Raw genomic sequence first — 20,475 nt, 5'->3', positions numbered from 1 at the left:
AAGACTCGTCCCTTTTTAGAGGGATGGGTCTTTTTTTATTTAATTTAAGGGGGAAACAGTCATGTCAACTATTGCTCTTACATTTCCAGACGGCGCGGTCAAAGAATTCGCAGCCGGTACAACTGCTGAAGAAGTCGCGGCTTCCATCAGTCCAGGACTCCGTAAAAAGGCATTTGCCGCAAAACTAGACGGTGAAGTCATCGACTATCGACGTCCGATTGAAAAAGACGGTGTCATCGAACTCGTCATGCCCGATTCAGAAGAAGGACTCGATTTGATTCGTCACTCGTCTGCGCACTTGATGGCGCAAGCGATCAAACGTCTTTTCCCGGATGAAACGATTCACCTTGGAATCGGACCGACAATTGAAAACGGCTTTTATTATGACATCGACATGGAACGTCGTTTGACAGAAGAAGATCTTCCGGTCATCGAAAAGATGATGAATAAAATTGCGGGAGAAAACTTATCCATTGAACGGGAAGTCGTTTCGCGTGACGAAGCGTTAAACATCTATAAGGAACTGAATGACCCGCTTAAAATCGAATTGATTGAGTCGATTCCAGCCGATCAAGATTTGACACTGTATCGCCAAGGCGAGTTCTTCGACTTGTGCCGTGGTCCACACGTCCCGGCGACAGCGAAGCTACAAGTCTTCAAACTGATGAGCATCGCAGGTGCTTACTGGCGTGGTGATTCAAAAAATAAAATGCTGCAACGGATTTACGGGACAGCCTGGGCGACAAAAGACCAACTGAAACAACACTTACACTTCTTGGCAGAAGCCAAAGAACGCGATCACCGGAAACTCGGAAAAGAACTTGATTTGTTCTTCACATCGCAAGACGTCGGTCAAGGGTTACCAATGTGGTTACCAAAAGGGGCGGCCATCCGTCGGACTGTCGAACGGTACATCGTCGACAAAGAGCTCGAACTGGGTTATGAACATGTCTACACACCTGTGCTCGGTTCTGTTGAGTTGTATAAGACGTCAGGTCACTGGGATCACTATCAAGATGACATGTTCCCGAAAATGGAGATGGATAATGAAGAACTCGTTCTTCGTCCGATGAACTGTCCGCACCACATGATGATTTATAAAAATGAGCCACGGTCATACCGTGACTTACCACTCCGTGTCGCAGAACTTGGTGGCATGCACCGCTATGAAATGTCAGGTGCACTGACGGGGCTGCAACGCGTTCGTTACATGGTCCTAAACGACGGGCATACATTCGTCCGTCCGGATCAAATGAAAGATGAGTTCAAAGCCATCGTTCACTTGATTCAAGAAGTCTACGCGGACTTCGGGATTACCGATTATAAATTCCGTCTGTCTTACCGTGACCCGGCAGATAAAGAAAAGTATTTTGACAACGATGCGATTTGGGAAATGGCGCAACGTGAGTTGAAAGAAACGATGGATGAACTTGAACTGGAATATTTCGAAGCAGAAGGTGAAGCCGCGTTTTATGGTCCGAAACTCGATGTTCAAGTCCGGACAGCACTCGGTAAGGATGAGACACTGTCGACAGTTCAGCTCGACTTCTTGTTACCGGAGCGGTTCGAATTGACGTATAAAGGAAATGACGGACAAGATCATCGTCCGGTCGTCCTGCACCGTGGCGTTGTTTCGACAATGGAACGTTTCGTCGCGTACTTGATCGAAGAATACAAAGGGGCATTCCCGACATGGCTCGCACCGGTCCAAGTCAAATTGATTCCGGTCTCACGGGCACAGGAAGATTACGCACGTGAAATTAAAGCGATGCTCTTGAAAAAAGGAATCCGGATTGAAACAGACTTCCGCGATGAGAAGCTCGGTTACCGCATCCGTGAAGCACAGATGAATAAAATCCCTGTCATGCTCGTACTCGGGGATAAAGAAGTAGAGGCGCGTGAAGTCAACATCCGTCGTTACGGCTCGAAAGATTCGAGCAATGCCTCGCTTGAGCAATTCGTTGCTGATTTAGAAGCAGAGATCGCCAACCGTTCGAAGTAATCAATAATAATCTGAATCGGTTAGCACGACACAAGCCAGCTTTCCTGTCCGTCAAGGGCACGGGGAAGCTGGCTTTTTCTTGCATCCGGGAGGAATCGTAGCTCACCCCGATGGATTTTGGAGAAATTTTCGAGTCCACCCGCTTTGTATCTACATAGTTTTTGAGAATCGGCCGATACATGGATGAGAGGGGTGGAACGATTGAAGAAATTAATTTTAGTGTGTCTTTGTGCGATGTCGTTTACCTTCATTGCGCCGGACATCGAACGAGTCGAAAGTATGAAAACATACCGGATTACACCTCGGACGGAGCCGATTGATTCTGTTTTACGAAAGTATTCGACATATAATGAAAAAACAAAAAACTATTATACGTTGCGGTCTTATTTAGAAAAAATTGAGGCGGAAGGCGGCGGGACGCTTGTCTTAGCGAAAGGAACGTATCTGTCGCCGATTCGTGTGGGGGTTCCATCGAATACGACGATTCGTCTAGAAGATGGTGCCGTCATCAAAAAGACATTCGATACCGGGACGACAAAAATCGCAGCAACAACAAGTGTCTTCGACCTCGTCCCACCATCCGTTTTGCGTCTGAAGACAACGGTCGGAAAATATAACGGTTCACATCATGTGACGATTGAAGGTCAGGGCAATGCACAAATCGACTTAAGTCATCTCGCTAGAGGCGCAGCCTTTGCGATCGCCCATAACGCGAATCTTTACATCGGTGGACTGACGATTCGTAACCAAAACGGTTCACACGCGATTGAGTTAGATGCAACGAATCATGCTGTGATAGAAAATATGGCATTCATCAATGCGACGATGATTAAAAATACGGGACCCAATGAATCAATTAATTTAGATACACCTGATCCGGTAACACAAGGATTTCGATGGAAGTGGTCTGCGCAGGATCGGACACCGAATCAAAACATTGTGATTCGAAACAATACGTTCAAAAACATTAATGTCGCAGTCGGTACCCACCAATACTCGCAAGACCGTCCACATCAGAATATTCGAATTGAGTACAATACGATTGATGGTACGAAAGATCACGCGATTTCGATGATGAATTGGGAGAAGCCAATCGTTCAAATGAATACAATCCGAAACGTTCATCGAGCAGATGGAAAGGCGATTGCGATTCTCGGACGCGGTGTCATTGGTGGAATCATCAAAGGTAATAAGATTGAAAATACAGATCGTGCGATTCAAATGCAACCACATCAAAGTAATGGATTTAAACCCGTCTATAATCGATTTACGGATGCTGAAAAGTTGAATTTTCGTAAAAATAAAATCAAACAAGTCAACGTCGGGCAAGTCGTACTCTATTCGAAATTGAATGATTTTTCAGTAGAGACATCAGAACGGTTCAATTTTGTCCCATGAAGCATATAAATTCCGGATTGAAGCGAAGTGTGACAAGTGGTTGCTGCAAAAAAAGAACGGGTCATCCCATGTAAAAGTCTTCCGTCAGTAGTGTTTCTATAATTAAAAACAGCCCACTCCCGATTCAGGAGTAGGCTGTTCGTTTATACGGCTTATCATTTTTGCATTTGTTGCAAGAACGGTTTGATATCGACGTTTAATGCTTCCGATAACTTTTCACCGAGTGACGCATCGGCACGGTAGAAGTTACAGATTGCAAGTAAGACCGTGTTTTCGTGACGTACTTGTTGAAGGTCATTCACAAGGTTATTGAGAAGGGCCATCTGTTCTTCTTCCGTCATACGACGGTAGACTTCACCAGCTTGTCCGAAGTTATTCGTTTTCTCGATTTCGAGACGGCCATGAATGTCATCATGGAGTGGCTGTGTGTCTTCCGTATACTCAGGTGTTTGTTTCGGTTCATCTTGGTAACGGTTTGGTTCGTAGTTGACTGAACTTGTTTGCTGCTTAAACGGCATTGCACCATCACGCTGGTAGTTGTTGACTTGAGCGAACGGACAGTTGATTGGAAGCTGTTGATAGTTCGGTCCGATCCGGTGACGTTGTGTATCAGAGTAAGAGAATAAACGACCTTGAAGTAATTTATCTTCAGACGGTAACATACCTGGTACAAGGACACCTGGGTTGAAACCGACTGATTCTGTTTCGGCAAAGTAGTTGTCGACGTTTTTGTTTAATGTCATTGTTCCGACGTGTTGGAACAATGACATCTTCGAACCAGTCTTTTGTAGCATCAAGTGGGTCGAAGTCGAAGTTTTCGACATCAGCAGGGTCGAGTACTTGAACGAAGAGGTCCCATTCTGGGAAGTCTCCATTTTCGATAGCCTGGAATGTATCGTTTGATGCGTGATTGAAATCTTTTCCTTGAACTTCTGTTGCTTCGTCAGCAGACAGGTTATGAACGCCTTCTTTTGGTACCCAACGTAATTTGATATAGACCGTGTTACCGTGTGCGTTTACCCATTTGAATGAGTGAACAGAAGAACCACGCATTTTACGGTAGCTTGCTGGAATTCCTTCATCTGTGAAGATGTGCATCAACATATTCGTTGATTCAGGGCGGAGTGTCATGAAATCCCAGTAGCGATCAGGATCTTGGATGTTTGTCCGTGGATCTGGTTTTAATGAATGAACCATATCCGGGAACTTCATTGCATCTCGAATGAAGAAGACCGGTAAGTTGTTACCGACGAAATCCCAGTTTCCTTCTTCTGTATAGAATTTAACAGAGAAGCCGCGTGGGTCACGGAGTGTTTCAGGAGAGTGTGTACCATGAATGACGGTAGAGAAGCGGGCGAAGACAGGGACTTCTGTTCCTTCTTCTTGTAAGAAAGCCGCTTTTGTATATTTTTTCATCGAATTTTTTACTTTAAAGACACCGTGTGCGCCGAAGCCGCGTGCGTGTACAACACGTTCTGGTACGCGCTCACGGTCAAAGTGAGCAATTTTTTCGATTAATTGATAGTCTTCTAATAAAGTAGGTCCGCGACGTCCAGCTGTACGTGAGTTTTGGTTGTCCCCAATCGGCACACCCTGATTCGTCGTTAATTTCTTTTCGTTTTCATTCATTATTTTAACTCCCCCTTATGTAAGATTAAAACCATTATAAAACAATAATCATTCTAAGTAAAGAAATAAGCACTGTTTAAATAAATAATTTTTAGCACAAGATAAATTTACCCATTCGTTTCTAATCAGAAACTTCTTGCTAAACGAACTTAGGATTGCTATTATAATCAAGTGTGTGAGCAACGTTCTAATTGAACTGATAAAGCGGCTTGACATCACGGGAAAGTAAGTGCTATGATAGCAAAGTGAAATGACAACAAAGCAGAAGCATCCCGCTTCTCACCATGTACAGACAATCTGTGCTGGTCCATCATGATGATATGTGATAGTAGAGTGTTCTCTGACTATTGTATTCTTTATGAGTGTGGGCGGGAAAAACTGCCGACGCTTTTTTTATAGCGTTTTATATCATTCATTTTTCGTGCTCTGCACGATGGAGGTGCTAACCATTAGCAAAGATCTGTTAATCAATGAAGGCATCCGCGCTCGAGAAGTTCGTCTTATCGGAGCGGATGGTGCACAACTTGGAGTCCAATCACGCACTGAGGCATTGCGTCTCGCTGAGGAAGCTGACCTTGACCTCGTCATGGTCGCACCACAAGCAACGCCGCCTGTATGTAAAATCATGGACTACGGTAAATACCGTTTCGAGTTGCAAAAGAAGGACAAAGAAACTCGGAAGAATCAGAAAGTGATTCAGATGAAAGAAGTCCGTCTCAGCCCAACAATCGAGGAGAATGACTTCCAAACGAAATTCCGTAATGCGAAGAAATTCTTAGAGAATGGTAACAAAGTGAAAGCGAGTATTCGCTTCCGCGGACGTGCCATCACTCACTCGGAAATCGGTAGACGTGTCCTTGAACGTCTCGCTACGGATTTAAGCGAGTTCGGTGTAGTTGAACAGAGACCGAAGATGGAAGGACGCAGCATGTTCTTAGTGCTTGCTCCAAAGAAAGAAGACTAATCGAATCGAAGTAGGAGGGAATCTCTCATGCCTAAAATGAAATCGCACCGCGGTGCTTCTAAGCGTTTCAAACGTACTGCTTCTGGCAAATTGAAACGTGGTCGTGCTTACACAAGCCACTTATTCGGTAACAAATCAACTAAAGCGAAACGTAAATTACGTAAAGCTAGCATGGTATCATCGGGTGACTTCAAACGCATCCGTCACATGATCGCGAAGTAATTTATTCAATCGTACACAGATTTAGGAGGGAATTTATATGCCACGCGTAAAAGGCGGATATACGACTCGTCAACGTCGTAAAAAACAACTCAAATTAGCTAAGGGCTATTACGGCTCGAAACATACACTCTTCAAGGTAGCGAAACAGCAAGTTATGAAATCTCTCATGTATGCTTACCGTGACCGTCGTCAAAAGAAACATGACTTCCGTCGCCTCTGGATCACTCGGATCAATGCGGCTGCACGTATCAACGGTCTTTCTTATAGCCGCATGATGCATGGTCTCAAACTTGCGGGTATCGACATCAACCGTAAGATGCTTGCTGACCTCGCAGTTACAGATTCAGCTGCATTTGCTTCACTTGCTGACTCAGCAAAAGCAAAATTGAACGCTTAAGTTCTACAATTCGTCGGGGAATTTAATTCTCCGGCGTTTTTTTTTGAGGAATGCTAAAATAGGTAATAGGCAGAGGTTTGTGTCTATGTTTTATTTTTTGGGATAGAAGGAGAATTACGATGGACTGGTTGACACTTTTTGAGATGCAGGAACAGTTAGATAAACGAATCCAGTCAGAACATAATTTGACCGGGAATCAGTTTGATGAGCGGTTGCTTGCCCTATTAGTAGAGTTAGGTGAACTGGCGAATGAAACACGTTGCTTTAAATTTTGGTCGACAAAGGGACCATCAGCACAAGTTACGATTCTTGAGGAATATGTCGATGGCGTCCATTTCCTCCTATCGCTCGGTCTAGCTCTTGATTATAAGAAAGATCGATTCGTTGAAGGGGACTACTATTTGACTGCGACAGACGCGTTTTTAGATGTTTACAATAAAACAAATGTCTTCGCGATTTCAAGAACAGAACAAAGTTACGATGTTTTAATTGGTGCATACCTAGCATTAGGTGCTACACTTGGTTTTACACAAGAAATGATTTTCAAGGCTTATGTTGCAAAAAACGAGGCGAATCATGTTCGCCAAGACAACGGTTACTGAGGAGGAAATCAGATGAATGAACAATTACATATGTTGAAGCGTCTAACGGACGCAACGGGAGTACCTGGGAACGAGAAAGAAGTACGCCAACTCATGCGGGAGTATCTAGAACCTCACGCTGAAGCATTCCATCAAGATGGGTTAGGTAGCTTATTCGCGGAACACAAAGGGGCAGAAGATGATGCGCCTCGTATTTTAATTGCCGGTCACATGGATGAAGTTGGATTTATGGTGACAAGGGTTGATGAAAAAGGGTTTCTCCGCTTCCAACCACTCGGTGGTTGGTGGGGACAAGTGCTTCTAGCACAGCGTATGAACATTGTGACATCATCTGGAGAAGTCATTCCAGGCGTAATCGGTGCGAAACCACCTCATGTTTTACCACCGGAAGCGCGCAATAAACCAGTCGATATCAAAGAAATGTTTATTGATATCGGTGCTACTTCGAAAGAAGAAGTCGAAGGTTGGGGAATCCGACCAGGAGATACGGTCGTTCCACATTGCGAATTTACTGTGATGAAAAATGAGAATTTCTTGATGGCAAAAGCTTGGGATAACCGGATTAGCTGTGCGATTGCGATTGAAGCCATCAAACGTTTAAAAGAAGAAGGACATCCGAACACAATTTTTGCAGGAGCAACGGTGCAAGAAGAAGTTGGGCTTCGTGGCGCGCAAACGGCTGCGAACTTGATTCATCCATCGATTGCGTTTGCAGTTGACACAGGGATTCCGGGTGATACACCAGGAATGACGGATCGCGAAGCATTGTCGAAACTTGGAGAAGGTGTTCAAGTCATCATGTTTGATGCGACGATGATCGCGCACCGCGGATTAATCGATTTCGTCACAGGTGTCGCAAAAGAAGAAAACATTAAATATCAATTGGACCTAACACCGGGTGGTGGGACGGATGCTGCGAAATTCCATTTATCGAACACAGGAGTTCCTTCGCTCGCATTGACAGTACCAATCCGTTACTTGCATACGAACGTTTCCATTATGCATAAAGCAGATTTCGAAGCAGCAGTCGATTTAATCGTTGCCGTTACGAAACGTTTAGATACGCAAGCAGTCCAAGCGATTTACGAGGGGTAAACCATGAAACATATTTCTTCTACGAAGAATGAGATTGTCAAACAATGGAAAAAACTTTTAACAAAAAAAGGACGTCTTCAGACAAAACGTTTCCTCATTGAAGGAGAGCATCTTGTTGAAGAGGCTGTTCGCGCTGGAATCATCAAAGAGTTGATTGTCCGTGAGGATGTTCAGGTTCCTGGTTCTTGGAAGAAAAATGCGGCTGACTTGATCACAATTGACGAATCAGTTGCCAAAGTCTTGTCAGAAACAGAAACGACACAAGGGATTTTCGCAGTTTGTGAGATGAAAGAGCAAACGGAGCGCTTAGAGCGTGGCCGTTACCTGTTACTCGATCGCCTGCAAGACCCGGGTAATGTCGGAACGATGATTCGGACAGCCGATGCTGCCGGGTTCGATGGTGTCATCATTGGTCACGGGACAGTTGATGTCTACAACAGCAAAGTCCTCCGCGCAACACAAGGTTCGATTTTCCACTTGCCGGTCATCATGATGTCGCTTGATGAAGCGATTCAAGACTTGCATGAATTAGGGGTGTTCGTTCTCGGAACGGCACTACGCAATGCCAATCCGTATACAGAAGTCGAAAATCTTGGGGCAATCGGACTCATCATCGGGAATGAAGCACAAGGTGTTGCACCAGAATTGCTCGACCAATGTGATGGACGTGCTTACATTCCAATTCGCGGAAAAGCCGAATCACTCAATGCAGCCGTTGCGGCAGGAATTTTACTGTATCATTTTGCTCCGGTCGATTGAATCACTGAAGCGTTCATGCTAAAGTGAGTTACAGTAGAACATTTAATTAGACGTTGATGGAACAGAGTAGGTTAGAGAACGATTCGATTAGGGAGAGGAAGCCTTAGACTGCAAGCTTCTTTACGAATCCGCTAGCTGAATTCACTCCGGAGTCGCACGAGAGATCGTGACGGGAAGCGCCCGTTATCGCGCTACTTGAGGACTTGATGGATTCAAGTCGAACAAGGGTGGTACCACGATTGAATTAAATCGTCCCTTCGGCATTTGCTGAAGGGGCGTTTTTTATTTGAAAAAAAGGAGTGACGAGCATGCGGGAACAATTAGAGGCACTTCGCGACGAAGCGCTACAACTCGTGAATCAAGCCAGTACACAAAAAGAATTAAATGATGTCCGTGTCAAATATCTCGGAAAAAAAGGTCCGATCACAGAAGTATTACGTGGAATGGGAAAATTATCAGCAGAAGAACGTCCGGTCGTCGGTGAAATTGCAAATGCGGTTCGTGGTGTCATCCAAACAGAACTCGAGCAACGTTTAGTAGACGTCAAGCAACAAGAGATGGACGCAAAACTAGCGCTTGAAGCGATTGACGTGACACTTCCGGGTCGACCGAAAAAAGTCGGACAAGCACATTTATTGCAACAAGTCACAGACGAAATCGAGGACATCTTTGTTGGACTCGGTTATACGATTGCCGAAGGACCTGAAGTCGAACAAGATTTGTTCAACTTCGAGATGTTGAACCTGCCGAAAGATCATCCGGCACGCGATATGCAAGATTCATTTTACATCACGGATGAAATTCTGATGCGGACCCATACGTCACCTGTCCAAGCGCGGACGATGCTCGCTTCAAAAGGTGAACCGATTCGGATTCTGTGCCCGGGGAAAGTCTATCGTCGCGATGAAGACGATGCGACGCACTCACACCAATTCATGCAAGTCGAGGGACTCGTCGTCGGAGAGTCTATTTCAATGGCAGACTTAAAAGGCACGCTCGAAGCATTCGTGAAGCAAATGTTTGGGGAGGCACGTGAAATCCGATTACGTCCTAGCTTCTTCCCGTTCACAGAACCATCGGTCGAAGTCGACGTCTCGTGTTTTAAATGTGGTGGAAAAGGGTGCAATATTTGTAAACAAACAGGCTGGATTGAAATTTTAGGTGCCGGTATGGTTCATCCACACGTCCTTGAGATGGCAGAATATGATAGCACGAAAATGTCTGGATTTGCCTTCGGGATGGGGATTGAGCGAATCGCCATGTTGAAATATGGGGTCGATGATATTCGCCACTTCTATACGAATGACGTTCGCTTCAGCGAACAGTTTTAAGGGGGAAAACAGATGTTAGTCTCAAAACAATGGTTACAGCAGTTCGTTGACGTCAGCCAGAAAACTGGTGAGGAACTGGCGGACTTAATTACGAAGAGTGGAATCGAAGTCGAGGGCGTCGAAGTCCGTGACGCCGAGTTGAACAATATCGTCGTCGGTCATGTATTAACAAAAGAAAAGCATCCGGAAGCGGATAAGCTAAACGTCACGACGGTTGATATCGGACAAGAAGAACCGGTCCAAATCGTGTGTGGTGCACCAAACATTGAAGCAGGACAAGATGTCATCGTTGCCCGTGTCGGAGCACGCCTTCCGGGCATTAAAATTAAGCGGGCTAAACTGCGTGGAGTCGTTTCTGAAGGCATGATTTGTTCACTTGAAGAACTTGGCTTTGAGAAAAAGTATATTCGTGAAGATGAGCAAGCTGGCATTCATACATTCCGTGAGCCGGTCACACCAGGGCAAGACGTCTTAGAACTACTTGGTCTGCATGACGAAGTCTTAGAACTCGGTTTGACACCGAACCGTTCTGATTGCCTAAGCATGTACGGTGTGGCGCATGAAGTAGCAGGTATTTTAAATACGACGGCTACTTTCCCGGCAATCGACGTGACGGAAGATGAAGAAAAAACGAAACTTGCTGTCACACTTGATTCGGAGGAATGTCCGTTTTATGCGGCGCGTGAAATTAAACATGTCGCCATCGGTGAGTCGCCACTTTGGCTCAAAAACCGCTTGATCGCCAACGGGATCCGTCCAATCAACAATGTCGTCGACGTAACGAACTTCGTCTTACTTGAAACAGGACAACCGCTTCATTCATTCGATGCTGAAAAGCTGGGGCAGCAAATTGTCGTTCGTCAAGCGAAAGCAGGCGAAGCCTTCCAAACACTTGACGAAGTCGAACGGACACTCGATCCTTCGATGCTCGTCATCACAGATGGCGAAAAGCCCGTCGCACTCGCAGGTGTCATGGGTGGTGCAAATACAGAAGTCGACGCAACGACGACGTCAATCATCCTCGAATCGGCTTATTTCGCACCGACATCTGTCCGGAAGACGAGTCGTGTCCTTGGACTACGCTCGGACTCCAGTTCACGTTTTGAAAAAGGGGTCGACCCACGTCGTGTCTTGTTAGCACTCGACCGGGCAGCGGCATTGATTGCTGAACTTGCTGGTGGAACAGTCCTTGCTGGAACGGTCGAAGCAGGTACACTTCAACTCGATGATCACTTAATCGAAGCGAGTGTCTCGTATATCAATCATCGTCTCGGAATGGAAATCGAAGGTACGGTCATGAAAGAGTTATTAGAACGCCTTGGACTCGAAGTTGAGTTATCAGGAGATGCACTAACGGTCAGCGTACCGACACGTCGCCAAGACTTGATGATTCCGGCTGATATCGCGGAAGAAGTCGCGCGACTCTATGGATACGATGCCTTGACATCGAGCTTACCGCAAGAAGCGAGCCGCGGTTTCTTACCGAAACGAAATCAACATCGCCGCCAAATTCGTCGTCTCCTCCAAGGGGCCGGTTTATCGCAAGCCATCACGTACTCACTGACGAGTGAACAACGGGCGATGCAATTCAATGAACAAACAGATCTCCATCCCGTTAAACTAGCGATGCCGATCAGCGAAGCACGTTCGACACTCCGGACATCATTGATTCCAGGGTTACTCGAAGTCGCGCAACACAATGTCGCACGTCAACATGCCGACCTCGCCTACTACGAACTGGGGAGCGTTTACCTCCAGCGTGATGCGTCACTTGAGACGTTGCCGATTGAACAAGAACTGGTCGCCGGAGTCGCTGTCGGACTAGCGGAACAACACCGTGCGCATGGCACAATGGTCAAAACGGATTTCTTCGTTGTCAAAGGAATCGTCGAAACGTTAGCAGAGGCACTCAATGTCACGTTGACGTATGAAGCGGCGGTCATCGATTCGATGCATCCAGGTCGGACGGCACGTGTACTGATGGACGGTGAAGCGATTGGGTTCGTCGGCCAAGTGCATCCAGCACTCTCGAAAGAGCAGTATGGCTTAAAAGAAGTCTACGTCTTTGAACTCGATGCCATGAAACTTCACTCGAAAGAGCCGGTCGTCTATCAAGAGATGTCCCGTTTCCCATCGATGACGCGTGATATCGCGATTGTCCTCAATCAATCAGTCACAGCAAGCGAAGTGGAGCAAGTGATCATGCAAGCAGCAGGTCCGCTTTTACAACATGTCACATTATTTGATGTCTACACGGGCGATAATGTCGGTGAAAACAAAAAATCATTCGCCTTCTCACTCCGTTATCAAAATAAGGAACGGACTTTGGTCGATGAAGAAGTCACAGCAGCACACGAACATGTCGTAACGGCTTTAACAAAAGCGTTCGACGCAGAACTTCGTGCGTAACCGGTCAATTGAATCACATGAGTTAAAACGAGGATGACGTCACTGTCATTCTCGTTTTTTTGCGTTTCGGCCGTTTCTTCGTCCAAGATACAGTCGAACTACAGCTAGACTACAGATACGTTGCATAAGATGAGCTTAGAAGATTAAAGGAGGAACACGGAAAATGAATTTTTTGAAGCGGGCAGGAAAAAGTATTGTAGCGCGAAAGGGAAAGACGATGATCATGTTGATTATTTTGACGGTAATCGGATCACTCGTACTGTCAGGATTCGCGATTCAGAATGCTGCTAAATCGGCGGGAGAAGAGGCGAGAAAAGAGTTAGGGGCGACGGTGACACTACAAGTTGATCGACAAAAGCAAATGCAAGAACGACAAGCGTCAGGTGAACGTGGACGACCAGAAGAAGTGGCGATTGATACGACAGATGTTGAAGCAATCGAACAACTAGATGAAGTCAAGTCCGTCAACTATCTGGCACAAACGACGGCGACATCGAGTGATATCACACCGATTGAGAGTGAATCAACGAACTCAGGTGGTGGACGAGGGGGAGAGATGCCTGAAGGAATGACGGTGCCAGATTTCTCTTTAAATGGTGTGACGAACATGGAACTACTTGATACATACACGAACGGTACGTTAAAAATCGTGGATGGAGAAGCATTGACTACCAATGCTAAAGAAAAAAGTGTTGTCATCGATGAAAACTTAGCGACTGAAAATGATCTCAAAGTCGGGGATACGTTTAAGCTGACATCGACAACGACCGAGGATTCCGTAACAGTGACGATCATTGGGTTATCGGCATCGACGGAAGCGACATCCGATGCGAACTTCCGAGCGGCAGGCTTCATGGACCCGATGAATCAGATGTACATTGCAAATGATACACTCGCGGGCTTCTCGACTGAAGAAGGAACGGTCAGTGTATCGAGTGTCGTCTACACGCTAGAAGATCCATCTGAAATCAATACGTTCAAAAAAGAAGCGATGGCGGTCTCACCACTCGACTGGGATACGTTCACACTGGATGCGAATGATGCTGCTTATCAAAAAATGGTTGGACCGATTGAACAAGTCGCGTCCTTCTCAAAATCTGTCGTCTATCTTGTTAGTATCGCAGGTGGTTTGATTTTAGCGCTGTTGATTTTATTGTCCGTCCGGGAACGTCGAAAAGAAATGGGTATCTTACTGGCGATGGGTGAAAAACGCTCAAAATTAATGGGGCAATTACTAATTGAAACGTTTGCGATTGCGGCAATTGCTTTCCTAGTCACGTATGCGACAGGTGGCATGACATCACAATTCATGACAGATCAACTTTTGAACCGCGAGGTGACGGAAGCGGCTAGTTCGGTCGCAACGCAGACTGGTTTTGGCGGTCCGGGTGGACGCGGCGGACAACAAATGTTAGATAGCATTCCACAAATTACAGAGATGACAACGAAGATTGATTGGACGACGTTACTTCAAGTCATCGAAATTGGAAGTCTAATCGTCTTTTTATCTGTCTTGTTGCCTTCACTTGCCTTACTACGGATGAATCCAAAAGAAATTCTATTACGGGAGGATTAATACTATGACGACTTTAGAAATGACGAACGTCACCTATGCCTATACATCAGGAAGCAAGCAACAACGGATCTTGAACGATGTCTCGATGCAGTTCGAGGCCGGACGGTTTTATGCAATTCTCGGTGAATCAGGTTCCGGGAAAACGACGGCTCTCAGTCTGTTGAGTGGACTTGATTCACCGACAGAAGGACAGATTACGTATCAAGGTCGCGATATTCGAAAAATCGGATTGACGACGTATCGTTCACGACATGCTGCGACCGTTTTTCAATCGTTTAATTTATTGACGTATATGAACGCATTGGATAACGTGATTGTCGCACTCGAATTGAGTGGACAACGCATAAAAGGAAAAAAGAAACATGCCCAAAATCTCCTTGAACAGGTCGGAATCGACGAAGCCCATGCGACAAAAAATGTACTGCAGTTGAGTGGTGGTCAACAGCAACGTGTCGCCATCGCACGTGCCCTTGCGACGGAAGCCCCAATCATTCTGGCAGATGAGCCGACGGGAGCGCTCGATGAAAAAACTGCGACGGACATCATTCGGCTATTTCAAGAACTTGCTCACCGTTCTAACCGTTGCATCATCGCGGTGACGCACTCTGCGGAAGTCGCCCGTGCTGCCGATCACATCATTGAGCTGAAGAAACAGCGTTTTATAGAGAAGAAACGTGTTATAGAAGGCGAGGTCGTTCCTGCACGTTGATCCGAAAAAGCTCTCGCGTCTTTAGACGGGAGAGCTTTTCCTTGAGCGCTTTAAGAAGCAATATTTTGATCAGTTGAAAGCGACGTTGATCGACGGAAATAACCGTATAAGAGCCCACTACTGACAACGACGAGGCTACACATCAAAAACATGTTCGAGTAACCCACTTTCGCGGCAATACCCGACAACAAAAAGGCACCGATTCCGAACCCGCTATCGTAAGCGAGAAAGAATGTCGAAATCGCCTTGCCTTTTTGTGCGGGAGCCGCATAGGTCAACATGACGGTTTGTAACCCTGGGAAAATCGAAGCGGAACCAATTCCGATGATGAGGGCGGCGAACAATAATCCGGGAAGTGTCGGGAACAGTCCGAGTACTAAAAAACCGACGGCGTATAAAGCGTACGATGGCACCAATACAGAGGCAGGTCCACGTCGATCAAACCGCTTACCGGCAAAAGGACGAATGGCGACCATGCCGAGTGCAGCAAGGCCATAAAAGTATGAGGCATAAGTGACATGGTCCATCGCATCTGCATACAGCGAAATGAACGCGGATGTACTTGAAATCGCAATACCAGCAAGAACAGTTGCAAGAAGCAAGACAGGACTTGATAAGAATAACGACTGCCGTAAACGAAATGGCGCGGAACTCGTAACGTGACTACTCGTTAATGGTAAACGCCAGATGAAACTAAACGAACAAATCGCAAGCAGGGCAATCGTGACGAAGTACCAGACGAGCGCATCGTGTGCAATCAACGTCAATCCGATGACTGGCCCGAGAACAGAAGCAAGGTTCATCGAGAGGACAAAATAGCCCATCCCTTCCCCTTGACGAGGTGGTGGAATCAGCGTGGTTACGCTTAAGCTTAGTGAAGATGAAATCATTCCGAAACTAAACCCGTGTAAGACACGAATGATCAATAATAGGCTGAATGATTCGAGCGGTAAGACGATGAGATATAAGCAACTGACAATCATGAAAAATGTAGCGGACAGCAGTAACATTCGTTTGAGTTCATAACGATCGAGCCAATGTCCGATTAAAGGACGTGAACAAACCGTTGCTAAAATGAATGCCGTTACGACCCAACCGAGTGAACTTTGAGAAACATTGAACTGTTGTGCGGCCAGTAAAGGTAAGGAAGCATTCAATAAATAAAAGGTAATGAACAACAGTAGATTGACGACCAGTGTCGTTACATAGTGACGGTGGAATAAACGATTCAAGGTGATTCCTCCTGTTCGACAGGACGGTGGGTCGCCAGCAGACGGGTCATCAAAATCTCTAACGAATGTTGTTCTTCTTTTGATAGTTCACTTAGAAACAAGTGATGTGCTGCCTGGACTGCTTCATCAATCGTATTGAAAGCAGCTCTTGCCTGTGGTGTCAATTCAACAAGGCGTTGTCGTCCGACGGATTTCCGAGAGATGAAGCCTAGTTCTTCTAAGCGAACAACCGTTTTCGTGACAGCTGGTTTTTCGATGATTAAGTATTTGGAGAGCGTGATTTGCGACACCGGTTCGAGTAAAGATACAGCTTTTAACAAGGCCCATTGACCCGTGTGCAAAGAATGGTGGGCAAGGACGGCGTCGATATCTCGTTTGACGAGCCGTGCTACTTTTGAAAGTTGACCAAGAATATCTTCTTGTTGGGATGACATTAAAAAAACCTCCTTTAAGTTAACTAGTTAACTTAAAGGAGTATAACGAATGAAGTTAGTGTTTGGCAAGGAGGAAATCTTAAACGATTGATTTGAAGCGTGCTGCAAATTGAACCTGATTGGGACTTCCTTGAAGAGTAGCATCGATGTCTAGTCGTTCCATGATTTGATGAACGAGATAAAGTCCAAGCCCGCTGCCACCATGCATACGATTTCGGGATTGCTCAGAGCGTTCGAGAGGATTAAACCAGGCAGCGGTCTCACTCGAATCTTGGGTCGTCGGGAAATTTGTAATGCGCAACGTCAACTCGTCTCCTTGTTCGAACTCGATTTGAATCGTTCCATTAACAGCGGTATAGGAAATCGCATTCATCAAGAGATTATGGAGTGCCCGTTCAAGTAACTGGGCATCGGTTTGAACAGTCAACTCGTTTTCTATGAGGACGATGTCGAGGTTGCGATCGACAATTAACTGATCGAACTGTTGCAATTGATGCTTGATTAATGTGAGCGGATTAACTGGTGTGAGTTGAAGATTCATTTGCTCAACACGAGCGACTTCTAACAATTCGGCAATGAGTCGCTCCATATCTTCGATGACGTGCCCCGCCCGAGCTAGATAATGATCCCGGTCACGATAGGCGCCGAGGTTTAACAGCATTCCTTCAATTTGACCTTTCACAATGGTGACGGGTGTTTTGAGTTCATGTGAGATGGCAAGGAATAATTGACGACGTTCCGCGTCGCGCTTACGGTCTTTTTCGGACTCGAACCGCAATTGTTCGTTGGATGTTTGAAGCGACGCCATCGTGACTTCAAGTTTAGTCGCCAATTGGTTAATGCTTCGTGATAAATCACCTAGTTCATCGGCAGAAGTATGATGGGTTCGGACGGAAAAATTCAAGTTCGCCAGTTCTTTTGTCGCTTGATTAATTGTTAAGAGTGGGCGTGAGATGATGCGCGAATACAGATAGGCGGCAAGACCGGCTAGCAGAAGCAAGGGTAAGACGATATAGGGCGCTAATTTTAAAATAACGCTTTTCACTTCATCGATTGGCTGAATCATCTGATCGACATCTAAAATGACAGTTTGGTCTACTAATTGAAGCGGAATTGAATCTTGAATCATTCCTTCAGGAGAAGTATTGGCAGTTCGTCGAACCGGTCCACGTCCAAAACCAGGTGCGTATAACAATTGATCTTCTTCCGTCCATAAGGAGAAACGAATCCCTTTTGCCGTTAACTGATCGAGCAATGGAAGGAGATTTTCGCTCGAGAGATGCGTGCTCTCTTCTTGAAGAGAAGCTATCGTCGCGTGAAATTGTTCTTCCCGATAACTTTGATAATAAGAAGGTAATGTTGCATATAAAAAACCAATCGTCGAAAGAACTGCCACAATCAACAAACTCATCGTCAGGAAAAAAAGTTTTCCCGTGATGCGTGGACGTTTAATTAGTCGCTTCAAGTTTATAGCCGACTCCTTTCACGGTTTGAATGTAAGGTAAATCAATTTTTTTACGTAAGTTTTTAATATGTGTATCTAAAAAACGTGTATCTCCTAATGCATCGAATCCCCAAAGTTGTTGAATCAACTGTTCGCGCTCTAAGACTCGTCCAGGATTTTCAAGTAATAAATGAAGGATTTGAAATTCCTTGAGGGTCAATGTCGTTTGAATTCCTGAAATTAAAACGTTATAGCTTGACGGAAATAGGGTAATCTCTCGAAAAGAGAGTTGTTCTTCAGAGTTCGTTTGGATTCGTCTGATGATCGCTTCAATTCTTCGCAGTAAAATCCGAAGTGAGAAGGGTTTGGCGATGTAATCATCGATTCCAAGGTCAAATCCCTTCACTTGATTTTCCTCATCTTGCAAGGCCGTCAAAAAAATGATTGGTGTTTGTGATTGCTTTCGAATGTTGCGTGCGACTTCAAAACCATCAAAAAAGGGCATCATGATATCTAAAATGATTAAATCGAATGAATCAGACTGATATAACTTTAATGCCTCCATCCCATTTGTGGCACAGGAAACGTTATATCCACTTGATTCAAGTAATTCCGTAAGCAGTTCACGAATATCGAATTCATCTTCTGCAATTAATATATGTGTCATAGTTTCACCTCAACTTTAGTTGTAGCATACTTACCTGAAGTTTAACTGAAGATTACTGGAAGACTGTTTAGAAAATGCTAGAATGGATCAAAATCAAATTCGGGTTTTGAACATAGAAGGGAAGCGAACATCATGAATCATCAACACAAATTACTGTCAGACTTGCTTTCGCCTTTCCAGTTAACGACTGAAGAAAACCCAGTGATTACAAGCATTGAAACGGACTCACGTAAAGTGAAGCCGGGGAGCCTGTTCATCTGCATTCGTGGTTATACGGTAGATGGGCATCAATATGTACAAGAAGCAAAAGATAACGGAGCGGTTGCGATTCTTGCTGAAAAACAAGTCGGGATAGCAGGGATTCCAACGATTCTCTTACCGGATACGAAACAAGCAGCAGGAAAGATTGCTGATTTTTTTTATGACCATCCGAGTCAAAAAATGAGAGTCTATGGTATTACTGGAACAAATGGAAAAACGACGACGACGCAACTTTCCTACGACTTGTTTCGAGCTGCCGGAAGACGAACGGGAATGATCAGCACGGTAGGCGCTTTGATTGATGGGCAACGTTTTGAGACACCAAATACGACACCGGAAGCTGTCATCTTACATCGTTTATTACATGAAATGGTCAACAATGGCGTAACGGACTGCATGCTTGAAGTATCGTCACATGCGTTAGTTGAAGGACGTGTAGAAGGTGTATCCTTCCACGCAGCGGCGTTCACGAACCTTTCACATGACCACCTGGATTATCATCAATCGATGGAAGAGTATGCGGAAGCGAAAGGCATGTTGTTTCAACAAGTAGCGAGGAATGACGGGAAGGGACTCGTCTTAAATGAGGAAGATGCGGCGAGTCACGTCATGGAGCGGGCCGGGGCAAATGTTCCCGTCACGTGGTATTCGACAAAGATAGAATCGGAAGCATCGATTGTAGTCGAGTGGCGAGAGGAATCGGTAAATGTTCGAATTGACGGAACGACTACTGAAGTCCCAATCGCGCTACTCGGAAACTTTAATGCGGCCAATTTAGCAGCCGCGATCGGATTGATGAAAACAGGCGAGGTCAACATGTATGAATTAATTCGACATATCCCGTCGCTTCGTTTACCGAAAGGGCGACTCGAGCGGCTATCGTTTGAAGGAACGGAAATTTATATCGATTATGCCCACACTCCAGACGGGTTAAGAAAATGTTTAGAAGCGCTATCCGTTTCGAACGAGGCATTATACGTCGTCTTAAGTGCAGCAGGTGAACGTGACCGGACGAAACGTCAGGAAATGGGACGAATTGCGGCAAAGTATTGTGCAGGAATTATCGTTACGGTTCACGATACGAGGCGAGAAGATCCAAGACAAATTATTGACGAACTGAGCGTAGATATTTCGTCTGATAAAATCATTTCTTGTCATGTAGATCGAAAAAATGCTTTGCTCGCGGCAGCTGAAATTGCGCTCGAAGGAAAACGCGTTGTGATTGTCGGAAAAGGACATGAAGAAATCGAGCGAATCGGGACGAAAGGTGTCCCGTTCAATGAAACGAAAATTCTTCTCGCGGAGTTAGGGCGTTTGAAAGGAAAAGAGTCAGCCATTTAAAAA

At 45.4% G+C, this 20,475-nt stretch carries 17 protein-coding genes and 1 pseudogene; 13 read left to right on the top strand and 5 right to left on the bottom strand.

The features are described 5' to 3' along the window. Positions 1–61 precede the first annotated feature (61 nt). Together thrS and P403_RS0103705 are read left to right on the top strand one after the other, a co-directional pair. On the top strand, positions 62–2,002 hold the full coding sequence (thrS, locus tag P403_RS0103710) for a threonine--tRNA ligase (RefSeq protein ID WP_029331128.1): 1,941 nt from the start codon (positions 62–64) through the stop codon (positions 2,000–2,002). 201 nt (positions 2,003–2,203) lie between these two features. Beyond that, positions 2,204–3,400, top strand: coding sequence for a glycoside hydrolase family protein (locus tag P403_RS0103705; protein ID WP_029331127.1), 1,197 nt, complete (start codon positions 2,204–2,206; stop codon positions 3,398–3,400). 155 nt (positions 3,401–3,555) lie between these two features. On the opposite strand, the pseudogene P403_RS15960 reads toward P403_RS0103705, so the two are convergent. Continuing rightward, positions 3,556–5,029, bottom strand: a pseudogene (locus P403_RS15960) (catalase). Positions 5,030–5,462: 433 nt separating this feature from the next. Here P403_RS15960 and infC point away from each other — a divergent pair. The 10 genes from infC to P403_RS0103650 all read left to right on the top strand — a co-directional run bounded on the left by infC (position 5,463) and on the right by P403_RS0103650 (position 15,093). After that, positions 5,463–5,993, top strand: coding sequence for a translation initiation factor IF-3 (gene infC, locus P403_RS0103695; RefSeq protein WP_029331126.1), 531 nt, complete (start codon positions 5,463–5,465; stop codon positions 5,991–5,993). Positions 5,994–6,020: 27 nt separating this feature from the next. Then, positions 6,021–6,215: a 50S ribosomal protein L35 gene (gene rpmI / locus P403_RS0103690; protein WP_012371058.1), complete on the top strand. Its 195-nt coding sequence runs from the start codon at positions 6,021–6,023 to the stop codon at positions 6,213–6,215. Between the two features lie 37 nt (positions 6,216–6,252). Then, positions 6,253–6,612, top strand: coding sequence for a 50S ribosomal protein L20 (rplT, locus tag P403_RS0103685; protein ID WP_029331125.1), 360 nt, complete (start codon positions 6,253–6,255; stop codon positions 6,610–6,612). Positions 6,613–6,731: 119 nt separating this feature from the next. Further along, complete coding sequence (locus P403_RS0103680) at positions 6,732–7,214, top strand: dUTP diphosphatase (protein ID WP_029331124.1); 483 nt, start codon at positions 6,732–6,734, stop codon at positions 7,212–7,214. Positions 7,215–7,226: 12 nt separating this feature from the next. Further along, complete coding sequence (locus P403_RS0103675; protein WP_029331123.1) at positions 7,227–8,309, top strand: M42 family metallopeptidase; 1,083 nt, start codon at positions 7,227–7,229, stop codon at positions 8,307–8,309. Between the two features lie 3 nt (positions 8,310–8,312). Further along, positions 8,313–9,068, top strand: coding sequence for a TrmH family RNA methyltransferase (locus tag P403_RS0103670; protein ID WP_029331122.1), 756 nt, complete (start codon positions 8,313–8,315; stop codon positions 9,066–9,068). A gap of 308 nt (positions 9,069–9,376) precedes the next feature. Then, a complete protein-coding gene (gene pheS, locus P403_RS0103665; RefSeq protein WP_029331121.1) occupies positions 9,377–10,399 on the top strand; it encodes a phenylalanine--tRNA ligase subunit alpha in 1,023 nt (340 codons plus the stop codon). 12 nt (positions 10,400–10,411) lie between these two features. Next, positions 10,412–12,808: a phenylalanine--tRNA ligase subunit beta gene (gene pheT, locus P403_RS0103660; protein WP_029331120.1), complete on the top strand. Its 2,397-nt coding sequence runs from the start codon at positions 10,412–10,414 to the stop codon at positions 12,806–12,808. 163 nt (positions 12,809–12,971) lie between these two features. Continuing rightward, complete coding sequence (locus P403_RS0103655; RefSeq protein WP_029331119.1) at positions 12,972–14,384, top strand: ABC transporter permease; 1,413 nt, start codon at positions 12,972–12,974, stop codon at positions 14,382–14,384. 4 nt (positions 14,385–14,388) lie between these two features. Next, positions 14,389–15,093, top strand: coding sequence for an ABC transporter ATP-binding protein (locus tag P403_RS0103650; RefSeq protein ID WP_029331118.1), 705 nt, complete (start codon positions 14,389–14,391; stop codon positions 15,091–15,093). Between the two features lie 50 nt (positions 15,094–15,143). Here P403_RS0103650 and P403_RS0103645 read toward each other — a convergent pair whose 3' ends face one another. The 4 genes from P403_RS0103645 to P403_RS0103630 all read right to left on the bottom strand — a co-directional run bounded on the left by P403_RS0103645 (position 15,144) and on the right by P403_RS0103630 (position 18,870). Next, positions 15,144–16,325 (bottom strand): MFS transporter, encoded by a 1,182-nt coding sequence (locus P403_RS0103645; protein WP_029331117.1) that lies wholly within the window; start codon positions 16,323–16,325, stop codon positions 15,144–15,146. Beyond that, positions 16,322–16,759, bottom strand: a complete 438-nt coding sequence (locus tag P403_RS0103640) for a MarR family winged helix-turn-helix transcriptional regulator (protein WP_029331116.1) — start codon at positions 16,757–16,759, stop codon at positions 16,322–16,324. Before P403_RS0103640 ends, P403_RS0103645 begins: the two co-directional genes overlap by 4 nt. 79 nt (positions 16,760–16,838) lie before the next feature. After that, positions 16,839–18,224, bottom strand: coding sequence for a sensor histidine kinase (locus P403_RS0103635; RefSeq protein ID WP_029331115.1), 1,386 nt, complete (start codon positions 18,222–18,224; stop codon positions 16,839–16,841). Further along, positions 18,208–18,870, bottom strand: coding sequence for a response regulator transcription factor (locus tag P403_RS0103630; protein WP_029331114.1), 663 nt, complete (start codon positions 18,868–18,870; stop codon positions 18,208–18,210). Before P403_RS0103630 ends, P403_RS0103635 begins: the two co-directional genes overlap by 17 nt. A 132-nt stretch (positions 18,871–19,002) precedes the next feature. Here P403_RS0103630 and P403_RS0103625 point away from each other — a divergent pair, with 132 nt between their 5' ends. Next, complete coding sequence (locus tag P403_RS0103625; RefSeq protein WP_029331113.1) at positions 19,003–20,472, top strand: UDP-N-acetylmuramoyl-L-alanyl-D-glutamate--2,6-diaminopimelate ligase; 1,470 nt, start codon at positions 19,003–19,005, stop codon at positions 20,470–20,472. The last annotated feature ends 3 nt before the right edge of the window (positions 20,473–20,475 follow it).

The organism is Exiguobacterium oxidotolerans JCM 12280 (genome assembly GCF_000702625.1).
Classification (GTDB): Bacteria; Bacillota; Bacilli; order Exiguobacteriales; family Exiguobacteriaceae; genus Exiguobacterium_A; species Exiguobacterium_A oxidotolerans.
Note: the sequence above shows the minus strand (reverse complement) of the source record. Positions and strands in the feature narration are given on the sequence as shown.

What these genes read in the sequence shown, in the direction of transcription:
- thrS (WP_029331128.1), top strand. Translation starts at nt 62, where the DNA reads ATGTCAACTATTGCTCTTACATTTCCAGACGGCGCGGTCAAAGAATTC.
- infC (WP_029331126.1), top strand. Translation starts at nt 5,463, where the DNA reads ATGGAGGTGCTAACCATTAGCAAAGATCTGTTAATCAATGAAGGCATC.
- rpmI (WP_012371058.1), top strand. Translation starts at nt 6,021, where the DNA reads ATGCCTAAAATGAAATCGCACCGCGGTGCTTCTAAGCGTTTCAAACGT.
- rplT (WP_029331125.1), top strand. Translation starts at nt 6,253, where the DNA reads ATGCCACGCGTAAAAGGCGGATATACGACTCGTCAACGTCGTAAAAAA.
- P403_RS0103680 (WP_029331124.1), top strand. Translation starts at nt 6,732, where the DNA reads ATGGACTGGTTGACACTTTTTGAGATGCAGGAACAGTTAGATAAACGA.
- P403_RS0103675 (WP_029331123.1), top strand. Translation starts at nt 7,227, where the DNA reads ATGAATGAACAATTACATATGTTGAAGCGTCTAACGGACGCAACGGGA.
- P403_RS0103670 (WP_029331122.1), top strand. Translation starts at nt 8,313, where the DNA reads ATGAAACATATTTCTTCTACGAAGAATGAGATTGTCAAACAATGGAAA.
- pheS (WP_029331121.1), top strand. Translation starts at nt 9,377, where the DNA reads ATGCGGGAACAATTAGAGGCACTTCGCGACGAAGCGCTACAACTCGTG.
- pheT (WP_029331120.1), top strand. Translation starts at nt 10,412, where the DNA reads ATGTTAGTCTCAAAACAATGGTTACAGCAGTTCGTTGACGTCAGCCAG.
- P403_RS0103655 (WP_029331119.1), top strand. Translation starts at nt 12,972, where the DNA reads ATGAATTTTTTGAAGCGGGCAGGAAAAAGTATTGTAGCGCGAAAGGGA.
- P403_RS0103650 (WP_029331118.1), top strand. Translation starts at nt 14,389, where the DNA reads ATGACGACTTTAGAAATGACGAACGTCACCTATGCCTATACATCAGGA.
- P403_RS0103640 (WP_029331116.1), bottom strand. Translation starts at nt 16,759, where the DNA reads ATGTCATCCCAACAAGAAGATATTCTTGGTCAACTTTCAAAAGTAGCA.
- P403_RS0103630 (WP_029331114.1), bottom strand. Translation starts at nt 18,870, where the DNA reads ATGACACATATATTAATTGCAGAAGATGAATTCGATATTCGTGAACTG.
- P403_RS0103625 (WP_029331113.1), top strand. Translation starts at nt 19,003, where the DNA reads ATGAATCATCAACACAAATTACTGTCAGACTTGCTTTCGCCTTTCCAG.